At 68.6% G+C, this 13,236-nt stretch carries 15 protein-coding genes; 10 read left to right on the top strand and 5 right to left on the bottom strand.

Annotation, left to right across the window (positions count from 1 at the left end):
- Positions 1–1,272, top strand: coding sequence for a SatS C-terminal domain-containing protein (locus FK531_RS19145; protein WP_142102197.1), 1,272 nt, complete (start codon positions 1–3; stop codon positions 1,270–1,272).
- A 9-nt stretch (positions 1,273–1,281) separates the two neighbouring features.
- Here the strand turns inward: FK531_RS19145 and FK531_RS19140 are convergent, their stop codons facing one another.
- Genes FK531_RS19140 through FK531_RS19130 form a run of 3 tightly spaced genes read right to left on the bottom strand, consistent with a single transcriptional unit; the run spans position 1,282 to position 4,082 of the window.
- Positions 1,282–2,373: an adenosine deaminase gene (locus FK531_RS19140; protein ID WP_142102195.1), complete on the bottom strand. Its 1,092-nt coding sequence runs from the start codon at positions 2,371–2,373 to the stop codon at positions 1,282–1,284.
- 9 nt (positions 2,374–2,382) lie between these two features.
- Positions 2,383–3,672, bottom strand: coding sequence for a thymidine phosphorylase (locus FK531_RS19135; protein WP_142102443.1), 1,290 nt, complete (start codon positions 3,670–3,672; stop codon positions 2,383–2,385).
- Positions 3,672–4,082 (bottom strand): cytidine deaminase, encoded by a 411-nt coding sequence (locus FK531_RS19130; RefSeq protein ID WP_142102441.1) that lies wholly within the window; start codon positions 4,080–4,082, stop codon positions 3,672–3,674. The genes FK531_RS19135 and FK531_RS19130 overlap by 1 nt, the downstream gene beginning before the upstream one ends.
- Positions 4,083–4,418: 336 nt before the next feature.
- On the opposite strand from FK531_RS19130, the gene sdhC reads away from it, so the two are divergent.
- The 5 genes from sdhC to FK531_RS19105 all read left to right on the top strand — a co-directional run bounded on the left by sdhC (position 4,419) and on the right by FK531_RS19105 (position 8,380).
- On the top strand, positions 4,419–4,754 hold the full coding sequence (sdhC, locus tag FK531_RS19125) for a succinate dehydrogenase, cytochrome b556 subunit (RefSeq protein WP_435531078.1): 336 nt from the start codon (positions 4,419–4,421) through the stop codon (positions 4,752–4,754).
- Positions 4,754–5,191, top strand: coding sequence for a succinate dehydrogenase hydrophobic membrane anchor subunit (locus FK531_RS19120; protein ID WP_142102192.1), 438 nt, complete (start codon positions 4,754–4,756; stop codon positions 5,189–5,191). The genes sdhC and FK531_RS19120 overlap by 1 nt, the downstream gene beginning before the upstream one ends.
- 15 nt (positions 5,192–5,206) lie before the next feature.
- Positions 5,207–6,958, top strand: coding sequence for a succinate dehydrogenase flavoprotein subunit (sdhA, locus tag FK531_RS19115; RefSeq protein WP_142102190.1), 1,752 nt, complete (start codon positions 5,207–5,209; stop codon positions 6,956–6,958).
- A complete protein-coding gene (locus FK531_RS19110; protein WP_142102188.1) occupies positions 6,958–7,731 on the top strand; it encodes a succinate dehydrogenase iron-sulfur subunit in 774 nt (257 codons plus the stop codon). The genes sdhA and FK531_RS19110 overlap by 1 nt, the downstream gene beginning before the upstream one ends.
- 229 nt (positions 7,732–7,960) lie before the next feature.
- Positions 7,961–8,380, top strand: coding sequence for a helix-turn-helix domain-containing protein (locus tag FK531_RS19105; protein WP_142102186.1), 420 nt, complete (start codon positions 7,961–7,963; stop codon positions 8,378–8,380).
- A gap of 181 nt (positions 8,381–8,561) precedes the next feature.
- Here the strand turns inward: FK531_RS19105 and FK531_RS22490 are convergent, their stop codons facing one another.
- Positions 8,562–8,852, bottom strand: coding sequence for a hypothetical protein (locus FK531_RS22490; RefSeq protein ID WP_181763033.1), 291 nt, complete (start codon positions 8,850–8,852; stop codon positions 8,562–8,564).
- Between the two features lie 349 nt (positions 8,853–9,201).
- Between FK531_RS22490 and FK531_RS22485 the strand changes: the two genes are divergently transcribed.
- From FK531_RS22485 to FK531_RS19085, 4 genes are read left to right on the top strand one after another with little or no spacing between them, the layout of a single operon-like run.
- Complete coding sequence (locus FK531_RS22485) at positions 9,202–9,375, top strand: hypothetical protein (RefSeq protein WP_181763032.1); 174 nt, start codon at positions 9,202–9,204, stop codon at positions 9,373–9,375.
- Complete coding sequence (locus FK531_RS19095; protein WP_142102184.1) at positions 9,375–9,890, top strand: M48 family metalloprotease; 516 nt, start codon at positions 9,375–9,377, stop codon at positions 9,888–9,890. The genes FK531_RS22485 and FK531_RS19095 overlap by 1 nt, the downstream gene beginning before the upstream one ends.
- Entirely contained in the window at positions 9,887–10,855 is a 969-nt protein-coding gene (locus FK531_RS19090) for a hypothetical protein (RefSeq protein WP_142102182.1), read from the top strand. Before FK531_RS19095 ends, FK531_RS19090 begins: the two co-directional genes overlap by 4 nt.
- Before the next feature lie 28 nt (positions 10,856–10,883).
- On the top strand, positions 10,884–12,191 hold the full coding sequence (locus FK531_RS19085) for a D-alanyl-D-alanine carboxypeptidase family protein (RefSeq protein ID WP_142102181.1): 1,308 nt from the start codon (positions 10,884–10,886) through the stop codon (positions 12,189–12,191).
- On the opposite strand, the gene yhjD is transcribed toward FK531_RS19085, so the two are convergent.
- Positions 12,188–13,216, bottom strand: coding sequence for an inner membrane protein YhjD (gene yhjD / locus FK531_RS19080; RefSeq protein ID WP_142102180.1), 1,029 nt, complete (start codon positions 13,214–13,216; stop codon positions 12,188–12,190). The two genes, FK531_RS19085 and yhjD, sit on opposite strands and share 4 nt — an antisense overlap.
- Between the last annotated feature and the right edge of the window lie 20 nt (positions 13,217–13,236).

The raw sequence follows: 13,236 nt of genomic DNA, 5'->3' as shown, positions 1-13,236 counted from the left end.
ATGGCTGGAGACATCGTCCCGATCCAACTCGGTCTCACCGACGGAGACCTCGTCACCCTGTGGGCCCCGCGGTGGCGTGAGGGGGACGACGAGTGGGAGGCGTTCCTCGGGCACGAGGAGAACCTCTACGCCTTCGAGTCGGTGGCCGACCTCACCGCGTTCATCCGGGTCGAGACCGACCACGACCTGGTCGAGCATCCCTCGTGGTCGACGGTGGCCGCGCTGTCCGCGGACGAGTTCGAACCGGACGAGACGCACGCCTACGACCTGATCGGGGTGCCCGAGCTGGCCGCGGGCGATCCGGACGCGGAGACCCTCAGCGAGCTCGACGAGACGCTCGAGATGGTGCGCACCATCGGCGAGGTCTGCGAACTCGACGTCGTCATCCGCTTCTTCAGCTCGCATCCCATTCTGCGGGCATTGCCGAGCGGGGTCGCCACGTTCGCCGGCCGCGAGGGCGAGGAACTGTGGGACCAGGTCGGTGCCGCGGTCGCGTCCGGCTGGGACGCCGTGCTGGACGCCGTGGACGGAATCGTCGCGGTGCCCGAGGTCGACGCGGCAGCGGTCGCGGTGGCCGAGGCGGAGATCCTCGCCGCGGAGGAGAACGTCGTCGACGCAGACGACGCGGCCGAGGAGTCCGACGAGGACTCCGACGACCTCGAATTCATGACCCTCGACCTCGACGACGACACCGTCGACCCGATCGCCCTTGCCGCGGAAGACGATTCGTTCTGGTCCTCGGTCGGCATCGATCCGGTCAAGATCATCACCTCGTCCGCCACGTACTTCACTCTGCGGTGCTACCTCGACGACGACCCGGTTTTCCTCGGCAAGTCCGGCCGGATCCTGGTCTTCACCTCGGAGCGGGCGCTGGCCCGGTACCTCGCGGACAACCACGACCACGACCTCGCGCGGGTCAGCACGTACGGGGACGTGCAGGCCGCGGCGGTCGACGGCTCGCTGGAGGTCGAGGTCACCGAGGAGAACGTCTACGTCCTGCCCGGATTGGCCGACGATCTGGCCGCGGGCCCGAAGGCCGTGGACGCCGACCAGTTGGATCTGGCGGTCGAACTGTTCACCGACGCCGCGGAGTACGCGCGCGACGAGTCCACCGAGCAGGCGCTCGCGGCGTCCACTCCGCTCGGCTGGTACGTCTCCTACGTGCTCGACCCGGATCCGAACCGGATGGCGCCGAGCGCACCGTTCACCGACGAGTCCGAGTCCTGGCGGGCGCTCGAGCACGAATTCGAGACGCGACTGCGCCCGGAGTAGCGGGACCGCTCAGCCGATCAGCACCGCGTAACCCGGTTTGACGACCTCGTCGATCAGTCGGAGCCGGTCCGGAAACGGGATGAACGCGGACTTCATCGCGTTGATCGTGAACCGCTCGAGGTCGCTCCACCCGTAGCCGAAGGTGGTGGCGAGCTTGACCATCTCCTCGCTCATGCTGGTCGCGCTCATCAGACGGTTGTCGGTGTTGACGGTGACCCGGAACCGCAGCCGGGCAAGGAGGTCGAAGGGGTGCTTCTCCAGGCTGGCGACGGCCCCGGTCTGCACGTTCGAACTCGGGCACAGCTCCAACGGGATTCGCTTGTCCCGCACGTAGTCGGCGAGCCGGCCCAACTCGGCCCGGTCGGCCTTGCCGACGGTGATGTCGTCGGTGATCCGGACTCCGTGGCCGAGCCGGTCCGCGCCGCAGAAGGCGATGGCCTCGTGGATGGACGGTAGCCCGAACGCCTCACCCGCGTGAATCGTGAAGTGCGCGTTGTTCGCCCGCATATGCTCGAACGCATCGAGATGCCTGCTCGGCGGGTGTCCGGCCTCCGCGCCCGCGATGTCGAATCCGACCACCCCGCGGTCCCGGAACCGGACCGCGAGCTCGGCGATCTCGAGTGAGCGGGCGGCGTGCCGCATCGCGGTGAGCAGGCAGCCGATCCGGATCTGCTGTCCCCGGTCCGCCGCGAGCGCGACGCCCTCCTCGAACCCGAGCAGCGTGTGGTGCACCACCTCGTCCAGGCTCAGGCCGCGCTCGAGGTGCTGTTCGGGGGCGAAGCGGACCTCGGCGTACACCACCGTGTCCGCCGCGAGGTCGAGCGCGCACTCGCGGGCCACCCGCGCCAACCCCTCGGGCGTCTGCATGACCGCGACGGTGTGCTCGAAGGTCTCGAGGTAGCGCTCGAGCGAACCGCTGCTTGCCGCGTCCGCGAACCAGGCGGCGAGGTCGTCCGCGTTGTCGGCGGGCAGTCGGTCGTAACCGCACTCGCGGGCCAGTTCGAGCACGGTCGCGGGACGCAGCCCGCCGTCGAGGTGGTCGTGCAGCAGCGCCTTCGGCGCGGTCCGCACGGTCGGGAGGTCCAGAGGTGCCGGGCTCATGTCACGACGCTAAACCTGTACGAGCCCGATGCGATCGATCACGAGCGGCTCCTCCGGTGGCGTGTCGCCCACGGACCAGGCTCCGTCGAGCGCCGCCCGCGCGGCGGCGAACCTGGCCGGGGTGTCGGTGTGCAGGGTCAGCAACGGTTGTCCCGCGACGACGAGGTCACCGGGCCGGGCGTGCCAGGTCACCCCCGCCCCGGACTGCACTGGCTGGCCCTGTCGCTCGCGACCGGCGCCGAGCCGCGAGGCCGCCACCCCGACCGCCATCGCGTCGAGGCGGGTCAGTACGCCGGATTCGGTCGCGGTCACCACATCTCGCTCCCGGGCGGTCGGCAACGCCGCGGTGGGATCGCCGCCCTGAGCGCGCAGCATGGCCCGCCACCGGTCCATCGCCCGTCCGTCGCGCAGCGCCTCGGCCGGATCGAGACCGTCGAGGCCTGCGGCGCAGAGCATTTCGCGGGCCAACGTCAGGGTCAGTTCCACCACGTCGGCGGGTCCGCCGCCGGCGAGCACCTCGACCGACTCGGCGACCTCGAGCGCGTTGCCGGCCGTGTAACCGAGCGGGCTGTCCATCGCGGTGAGCAGGGCGACGGTGCGTACACCCGCATCGACGCCCAGTTCGACCATCGTGGTAGCCAGTTCGCGGGCGTCGGCGACGTTCTTCATGAACGCCCCCGACCCCACCTTGACGTCGAGCACCAGGGCGCCCGCGCCCTCGGCAATCTTCTTGCTCATGATCGAGCTGGCGATCAGCGGGATGGACTCGACCGTCCCGGTGACGTCGCGCAGCGCGTAGAGCTTGCGGTCGGCGGGCGCCAGGTCGGCGCCGGCGGCGCACACCACCGCCCCGACCGCCGGGTCCGCCAGGATGGCGTCGATCTCCGCCGGCGCCAGGTCTGCGCGCCAGCCGGGCACCGATTCGAGTTTGTCGAGGGTGCCGCCGGTGTGCCCGAGTCCGCGGCCGGACAGCTGCGGGACCGCCGCGCCGCAGGCCGCGACGAGCGGCGCCAACGGAAGAGTGATCTTGTCGCCGACCCCGCCGGTCGAGTGCTTGTCGACGGTCGGACGTGGCAACGCGCTCAGGTCCATCCGGCGGCCGGTGCGGATCATCGCGTGCGTCCACGCCGCGGTCTCGGCGCGGGTCATGCCACGGAAGACGATCGCCATCGCCAGCGCCGACATCTGTTCGTCGGCGACCTCGCCGCGGGTGTACGAGGCGATCAGCCAGCCGATCTCATCATCGGTCAGCTCGCGACCGTCGCGTTTGGCGGTGATGAGCGAGACGGCGTCCGCGATCACCGCTGCTGTCCCTTCACCCGGGCCAGGTCGTCGGGGCCGAAAGCCAGCGGCAGCAGGTCGCCGAGTGGCACGACGCCGGTCGCGGTGTCGACCTGGAGTTCGGCGCCACCGTGCTCGAACAGCAACTGCCTGCACCGTCCGCAGGGCATGAGTGCCTGGTTGTTCGCGTCTCGGCAGGACAGCGCCAGCAGGCGACCGCCGCCGGTCGCGTGTAAGTTACTGACGAGTCCACATTCGGCACACAGGGTCAGTCCGTATGAGACATTTTCCACATTGCATCCGGTGACAATGCGCCCGTCGTCGACTAGGGCCGCCGCCCCGACCGGGTAGCTCGAATACGGCGCGTACGCGCGCCTCATGACGCGATCCGCATTGTCGCGCAACGCCTTCCAGTCAATTTCCACCACAGTGGACCATCCAAGCACGAGCACTGAATGGATGCAGAAGATCACCGGGAACGTCGCCGCCTGCATTGGACAGGCAAACCTAAGACGGCCGCCGAGCGCTCGTACGAACCGCCTGTCGAATTAGTTCCCGGATTGCCCGAGGATTACAGTGCAGGAAGTCGGTTCAGGTTCTCGTCGCGCCAAGGCTGAATACTCCAGGGTCGTCCCCGAAGAAACAGCCGCTCGGGGTGCGACAGTCCACCAAAGACGTTGGAGGCACAGCACTCGATGAGTAGCACGACTGAAGCCGCTCCGGCGAAGGAGCGCACACGGTCGCTATACCGGGGCGACCCCGGAATGTGGTCCTGGGTTCTACACCGGATCACCGGAGTCGCGACATTCTTCTTTCTCTTCGTCCACGTACTCGACACCGCGCTGGTGCGAGTCAATCCGGACACCTATGACCGGGTCATCGAGACCTACAAGAACCCGGTCGTCGGGCTCATGGAGCTCGCCCTGGTCGCGATGGTGCTCTACCACGCACTCAACGGCATCCGCGTGATGCTCGTGGACTTCTGGTCGAAGGGTGCGCAGTACCAGCGCCCGATGCTCTGGATCATCCTGGCGATCTGGTTCGTCGTGATGATTCCCGGCGCCGGCCGCATCTTCTACAACATGTTTGCGGGGCACTGATGACTGAAGCGAAGAGCCTGGGAACGTCCTACGACCGTCCCGCCAGCCTGGACAACCCGCGTTCGCCGCGGCGCCAGGCCAAGAACAACTTCGAGCTCTACGCGTGGTTGTTCATGCGCCTGTCCGGTCTCGCGCTGATCGTGCTGGTGCTCGGCCACCTGTTCATCATGCTGATGATGGACGACGGTGTGCACCGCATCAACTTCGGCTTCGTCGCCGGCCGGTGGGCCAGCCCGTTCTGGCAGTTCTGGGACCTGACCATGCTCTGGCTCGCCCAGTTGCACGGCGGTAACGGCCTGCGCACGGTGATTGCGGACTACTCGCGCAACGATCGCACGCGGTTCTGGCTGAACACGATCCTCGTGGTGTCGATGATCCTGATCATGGGCCTCGGCAGCTATGTCATCTTCACCTTCGACCCCAACATCTCGGCATAGGGGAGCAGAAACTTCATGCTGGAACATCGTTATGACGTGGTCATCGTCGGCGCAGGCGGCGCCGGGATGCGCGCAGCCATCGAGGCCGGCCCGCGCGCACGCACCGCGGTCCTGACCAAGCTCTACCCCACCCGCAGCCACACCGGTGCGGCCCAGGGCGGCATGTGTGCCGCGCTGGCGAACGTGGAGGAAGACAACTGGGAGTGGCACACCTTCGACACCGTCAAGGGCGGCGACTACCTCGCCGACCAGGACGCCGTCGAGATCATGGCCAAGGAGGCCATCGACGCGGTGCTCGACCTGGAGAAGATGGGTCTGCCCTTCAACCGCACCCCCGAGGGCAAGATCGACCAGCGTCGATTCGGTGGCCACACCCGCGACCACGGCAAGGCCCCGGTCCGCCGGGCCTGCTACGCCGCGGACCGCACCGGCCACATGATCCTGCAGACGCTGTACCAGAACTGCGTCAAGCACGACGTCGAGTTCTTCAACGAGTACTACGCACTCGACATCTCCCTCACCGAGACCGAGGACGGCCCGGTCGCGACCGGCGTCATCGCCTACGAGCTCTCCACCGGCGAGATCCACGTCTTCCACGCGAAGTCCATCGTGTTCGCCACCGGCGGCTCGGGACGCATGTACAAGACGACGTCCAACGCGCACACCCTCACCGGTGACGGCATGGGCATCATCTTCCGCAAGGGCCTGCCCCTCGAGGACATGGAGTTCCACCAGTTCCATCCGACAGGACTGGCGGGCCTGGGCATCCTCATCTCCGAGGCGGTCCGCGGCGAGGGCGGCATCCTCCGCAACGCCGACGGCGAGCGCTTCATGGAGCGGTACGCCCCCACCATCAAGGACCTCGCGCCCCGCGACATCGTGGCCCGCTCGATGGTTCTCGAGGTGCTCGAGGGCCGCGGCGCCGGCCCGAACAAGGACTACGTCTACATCGACGTGACCCACCTCGGCGAGGAGGTGCTCGAGGAGAAGCTCCCCGACATCACCGAGTTCGCCCGCACCTACCTGGGCGTTGACCCGGTCACCGAACTGGTGCCGGTGTACCCGACCTGCCACTACGTGATGGGCGGCATCCCCACCAAGATCAACGGTGAGGTGCTGCGCAACAACGAGGACCACGTCCCCGGCCTGTACGCCGCAGGCGAGTGCGCCTGCGTGTCGGTGCACGGCGCCAACCGCCTCGGCACCAACTCGCTGCTCGACATCAACGTGTTCGGCCGTCGGGCCGGCATCGCGGCCGCCGAGCACGCGAACAACTCCGAGTTCGTGCCGCTGCCCGACGAGCCCGCCAAGATGGTCGAGGAGTGGCTCGCGGTCATCCTCTCCGACCACGGTCACGAGCGTGTCGCGGACATCCGCACGGAACTGCAGGTGACCATGGACAACAACGCGTCGGTGTTCCGCACCGAGGCCACGCTGACCCAGGCGCTGAACGACGTGCGTGCGCTCAAGGAGCGCTACAACCACATCACCGTGCAGGACAAGGGCAAGCGCTACAACAGCGACCTGCTCGAGGCCGTCGAGCTCGGCTTCCTGCTGGAGATGGCCGAGGTCACCGTCGTCGGTGCGCTCAACCGCAAGGAGTCCCGCGGCGGCCACGCCCGCGAGGACTTCCCGGACCGCAACGACGCCGAGTACATGAAGCACACCATGGCCTACAAGGTGGGCGACGGCCTGCTCTCCGACATCCGTCTCGACTACAAGCCGGTAGTCCAGACCCGCTACGAGCCGATGGAGCGTAAGTACTGATGTCCGCACCTGCTGTAGACAAGGACGCACCCGCGCTGCCGCCCGTGCCCGAGGGCGCCGTCATGGTCACCCTCAAGATCGCCCGGTTCAACCCGGAGGACGGCGAGGGCCAGCGCTGGGAGAGCTTCCAGGTTCCGGCGCTGCCGTCGGACCGCATGCTGAACCTGCTGCTGTATGTGAAGGGCTACCTGGATGGCACGCTGACGTTCCGCCGCTCGTGCGCGCACGGTGTGTGCGGCTCGGACGCCATGCGGATCAACGGTGTCAACCGCCTGGCCTGCAAGATCCTGATGAAGGACCTGCTGCCCAAGGACGGCAAGGCGGTCACCATCACCGTCGAGCCCATCAAGGGCCTGCCGGTGGAGAAGGACCTCGTGGTCGACATGGAGCCGTTCTTCGACGCGTTCCGTGCGGTCAAGCCGTTCCTCATGACCAGCGGCAACGAGCCGACCCGCGAGCGCATTCAGTCGCAGGCCGACCGCGCCCGATTCGACGACACCACCAAGTGCATCCTGTGCGCGTGCTGCACCACCTCGTGCCCGGTGTACTGGAGCGACGGCAGCTACTTCGGCCCGGCCGCGATCGTGAACGCACACCGGTTCATCTTCGACAGCCGTGACGAGGGTGCCGCCGAGCGTCTCGACATCCTCAACGACAAGGACGGTGTGTGGCGCTGTCGCACGACGTTCAACTGCACCGACGCGTGCCCCCGTGGCATCCAGGTGACGAAGGCGATCCAGGAAGTCAAGCGCGCGCTGCTGTTCACACGGTAGCGCAGCTGATCTCCACACCTCGCTAACTCTCAGCAAGTAGGCAATGGCGCGGACCCCATCGGGGGTTCGCGCCTTTTGTCGTGGACTCGACGGCGTTTATGAAATTCATTATGTTTGGTTCCTGAACTTCACTCCCCCTTCGGTTATTCATCCGTTACCATGAGTCGCGCAGGGGGCGGTCCTCGTTTGACGAGGGTCAGACAACACGAAGGGATCGGGACCTACGTCAATGGAGCCAGACTTCGCTTCTCGGCTGAACAAGCTCTTCGAAACCGTGCACCCCGCCGGCCGGAAGCCCCATACGAACACCGAGGTCGCAGAGGCCCTCAACTCCGCCGGCCATCGGATCTCGAAGCCGTACATCTCGCAACTCCGGAACGGCCAGCGGACCAATCCGTCCCCGGAAACCGTTGCGGCACTTGCCCAGTTCTTCAAGGTGAAGTCCGACTACTTCTTCGACGACATCTACGCCGCGCGCATCGACCACGACCTGGAGCTGCTCGCCCAGCTTCGCGGATACGGGCTGCGGCGCCTGTCTGCCCGAGCCTTCGACCTCTCGACGGAATCGCAGGAACTGCTCACCGCGATGGCCGAGAAGCTTCGTCGCAGTGAAGGATTGCCCGCGACGCCACCCGATTCAACCGAGTAGTACGAGTGGGGGTGAACGGGAACCGGCCCGGGCGCTGGCGGCTCCTCGCGGCCGGCGCCTTCGTCGGGTCGATGGCGCTGACACCGGGAATCGCTGGCGCATACCCGGATTCGGCCGACCGTCCCGCGATGGAACTGGACGAACGGGGCGACCAGCACGGCGATCACGGCGGGCACGACGATCATTGCGGCCACGGCGACCGTGATCGACACGGCTGCGGCCATCCCACCACCACGGCGGCGCCCACGACGACCCGGGTACCGACGACGACCGTGGCCCCGACCACTACCGCGGCCCCCACGACGACTGTGGCCCCGACCACCACGGTGTCTCCCACGACCACCACCGCGGCCCCCACGACGACTGTGGCCCCGACCACCACCGTTGCTCCCACGACGACCGCTGCTCCCACGACGACCGTGCCCCCGACCACCACCGCGGCCCCGACGACCACGACTTCCAAGCCGACCACGACGACCAAGCCCGCGGGTGTCGTGGTCGTGCCGCCCGTTCTTCCACCCGCCCCACCGCCGGCGCCGCCCGCGAAACCCGAAGTGCCACCGGAGACTCCGCCGCCTGCGCCCAGCGCCGGCGCACCGCTTGCACCTCCTGCCGACCCACCCGCTGCCGGAGGTACCGGGCCGGCCGGTGACGCGGCTCGTCCCGCCGGGGACGGTCCTACAGCGGGCGGTGCCTCGGCGGACGGTCCCACAGCGTTCGAATCTCTCGGACCGGCCCCCGCGGACGTTCCGCGCGACCGTGCGACAGCCGCCGCACCTACCGCGGTTCCCTCCCTCACCAGCGAAGAGAAAGTCGACACCGTGGACCTGGCTTCGGCGACCCGCACCGGCGGTGACCTCGGCGCGGCGTCGGCGGGGGTGGGCGCAGTCGTCCTCGCCGCAGGTGCAACGGGATTCGCGAGCTTCCGCAGCGCACGCGCGACGCGCGCTCGGATCAATCTCGCCAGGGCCGAGTTCCTCGGACCTGCCTCCTGATGGTTGCCACAGATCCCACGTCGCGTCCGGTGCGTTCGCACCGGCGCGTCCTCGCGGCGGTCGACGCGATCCTGGACCTGGCCGCGCAGACGCACGCCGTCACCATCGAGGACATCGCCCAGGCTCTCGCTTCCTCCCGCCGTCGCCCCATCGAGATCGAGATCGCGGACCTCGGACCCGGCGTGTGGGGTCAGCGTCGGGAGTTCCCCGACCGCGACCAGATCGTGCTGGCACGCAGCCTCCCCAGTGTCGACCGCACCCTCGCCCACGAGATCGGGCACATCGTCTTCCGACATCCCGGCACCGCGATCGCCGAGACCACCCTCGCCGCCGACGACGACCTGATCGCGTACATGCTCAGCCAGCGGGCCGCGAGCTCGGCTGCGCTGACCGCCGAGGCGCTGCAGGAGTGGGAGGCCGAGGCATTCGCGGTGCGCCTGTTGCAGCGGCTCGGGCATTTCGAACGGGACCAGAACTGGCGTCCACTGCTCTGCTACGACGAGGCACTCGGATGATCACCTGGCTCATCGCCCTGGTCTGCTCGACCGCGGTCGGAGCGCGGATCGGGCGGCTGACCGTACGCCCACCCTCGCTCGCCAGGGTGTCGATCGCGGTGGCGGCCATCTCGGTGACCGCCGCGGCGACGATCCGGACCCGCACCGTGACCGAGGTGCTCGACGCGTCAGGACCGGGCACCGCCGCCACCGGATTCGAGATCTGCTGGATCGTGTTCGGCGCGGCCACTGCGCTGATCGCGGCGGCCTCCGTACCCCGGCTGAGCCGCGGTCCGCAGTGGCCGCTACCGGTCGCCTTCGCCGCGACCGCGGTGGCCGTGATCGCGAACGAGCTTCGCGGACCCGACCATCACCGCCTCACCGACGTGTTCCTGACCGTGACGGCGACGTTCGCGGTGGTCGCCGGTCTCCGGTACGCGCGGTGGAACCCGCTCGGGCGGGCGATCGGGCTGTTCTGCGCGGGCAGCCTGGTCGTCGCCGGTATCGGCCTGCACTCGCTGGCGGTCCGGCCCGCTGAGCATGCGATGCCGGAGGGGCTGTGGTGGGCGGTCGCCGTCATCGCGATCAGCGCGGGGTGTTCGTCGGTCATGGTCGAGGCCTGGTTGCGCGCCCGAGTCGACCTACGACGGACCCGCCGGCTGTGGACCGCGTTGACGACCGCCCACCCCGAACTCCTCGACACCGACTACCGGTCCGCCACCGCCACGCTCACGGCCAGTGACCGTATCGCCCAGATTCTCGACGGGCTCTACCTGCACGCGGGTGCCGGCCTGTTCGCGCCGGAGCCGACGCCGCCGCCCGCCGGCCTGCCCGAACACGCGGCGGCCATCGCCCGGTGGCTGCACCAGGGTGACGCCGAGCCGATCGACCCCGCGTGGCTTGCGGCACCCGACTCGGTCAGCGACCGTCGATGGATCGGCGCGGTCTGCGCCGCGTACAACTCCCCCGGTCAATCCGGCACCTGAGGTCCGTCGTGAGATAACGTGCCTCCCGATGAGTGCACGTGGACGAACCCGAAAAGCCGTGATCGCCGCCGCAGCGATCACGCTGATCGGTGCACCGACGGTCGCGGCCCAACCCGCGCCCCCGGCCCCTTCGGCCGGCACCACCACCAGCGCCCCGTTCACCACCCCGAACACCGACAACTGTCCGCAGCGGACCTCCCCGCCGAAGGCGATCGACCTGTCCGAGGTGCCCGAGCCCGGCCAACAGGCCCCGTCCGCGCTGCCGGTCCCGGCCGACCCGGTCGGTGGTAACCGCCTCGGCGAGTGCGGCGCAATCACCGCCCAGGGCACGCCCCCGCTGCCCGCCGACATCTCCGCCACCGGCTGGGTGCTCGCCGACCTCGACTCAGGCAAGGTCATCGCCGCCAAGGATCCGCACGGCCGGTACCGGCCGGCGAGCACCATCAAGATGCTGCTCGCGCTGGTCGCCCTCGACGAACTGGACCTCGACAAGCCCGTCGTCGCCACCGCCGACGACGCGAATGCCGAGGGTAGCTCCGTGGGACTCGGCAAGAACGGCCGCTACACCAATCGCCAGCTTTTCCAGGGGCTGGTGATGGCGTCGGGCAATGACGCCGCCCACGCTATCGCCATGCAACTCGGCGGCGTCGACGCCGCCGTCGCGAAGATGAACGCGCGCGCCCGCGCTCTGGGTGCTCTCGACACCCGGACCGCGACGCCGTCCGGACTGGACGGTCCCGGAATGTCCAGTTCCGCCTACGATCTCGCGGTCATTTTCCGGGCCGCCATGCGCAACAAGACCTTTGCGGACCTGATCCACACCGAGACCGTGCAGTTCCCGGGATTCCCCAAGGATCCGGCCAAACCGGACGACAAGGACCATCCCCCGTTCACGCTGTCGAACGACAACAAGCTGCTCTACAACTACGACGGCGCCCTCGGCGGCAAGACCGGCTACACCGACGACGCCCGCCAGACCTTCGCCGGAGCGGCGGAACGGAACGGGCGCCGGCTCGTCGTCACGCTCATGAAGGCCGACGTCCTGCCGATCCGACCGTGGGAGCAGGCCGCCCGACTGCTCGACTACGGCTTCGCGCTGTCTGCGTCGACCTCGGTCGGCACACTCGTCGAACCCGACAGCGACGCGGCCGCTCCGGTAACCCTCGCCGCACCCCCGGGCGAGCACTCGGACCGGGCGACGGCCAGCGCGGTCAGTGCGTCCGGGGCAGACTCGAACGGCACGAACCGGGTGCCCGGGACGACCGTCGCGCTGGTCGGCGGCATCGTCATCGGTGTGCTCCTGCTGGCGGCGCGGCGGCTGCAGCGACGACGCTAGCGTCGGTCGCGTCGACGACGGAACATCCCGCCGAGACCGAGCGCGGCGACCGCACCCGCACCGACCAGCGCGATGGCCTCCGCGACGCTCGGCCCCTTCGGAGGTGGTGCGACGACCTCGATGACCGCGGGATCGGGCGGCGGCACGTAGGCCCGGCTGATGTTCTCCCGCGCCGTCGCCGCCCACGCAGTGGAGAACAGGATCAGGCGGGCGGTGAAGTAGATGAACACCAGCAGACCGATGATCGGACCGAACGTGGAACCGGCCGGGCCGCCGGTGACGGCCCTGAGGTAGATCGCGCCGAGCCGCGTGAACACCGCGAAACCGATCGCCGCGAACAACGCGGCGCGGGCGGCACTGCGCAACGTGATCGGCTCGCGTGGCAGTCGCGCGATGACCCATACGAACACCGCCCACGTGGCCGCGAGCGCGAGCACTGAGGTCATGACCTGCACGAGGGTCTGCACCCAGGCGATGTCGTCGATGGTGAGCCATTCCAGGACCGTGCGGATGACGCCGCCGTCTGCGAGCACGGACAGCCCGACCGCCAGGACCACCGCCAACAGCAGTCCCACCAGCTTGGTCAGGTCGAGCAGCTTGGTGCGCAGGAAGCTCGACTTCGGGTGCCGCTGTTCCCACATCGCGCTCAGTGCCTCGCGCAGGTTCGCCATCCACCCGAGACCCGAGTAGGCGGCACCGAGCAGACCGAGCACGCCGACCGTCGTTCGCGCGTCGATCGCCGCGTCGATGAGCTGGTTGATCTGCGTGCCCAGGTCGCCGGGCATCGCCTTGCTGACCGAGTCGTGGATCGAGGTCACCAACTCCGGGTGCCCGACGAGGATGAAACCGGTGACGGCGAACGCGACCATCAGCATCGGGAACAGCGCGAACACGCTGAAGTAGGTGATCCCCGCGGCGAAGTAGTCGCCCTTCTGCTGCTGGTAGCGCCCGCCGGCACGGATCAGGTGGTCCAGCCACGGTCGCGCCGCACGTTGACGCTCGAGAAAGCTCTTCACGTCCGGCACCGACGGTTCACCCCTTCTGC

It is taken from the genome of Rhodococcus spelaei, assembly GCF_006704125.1.
Taxonomy (GTDB): domain Bacteria; phylum Actinomycetota; class Actinomycetes; order Mycobacteriales; family Mycobacteriaceae; genus Rhodococcus_G; species Rhodococcus_G spelaei.
This window is presented reverse-complemented; position numbering and strand designations above follow the sequence as displayed.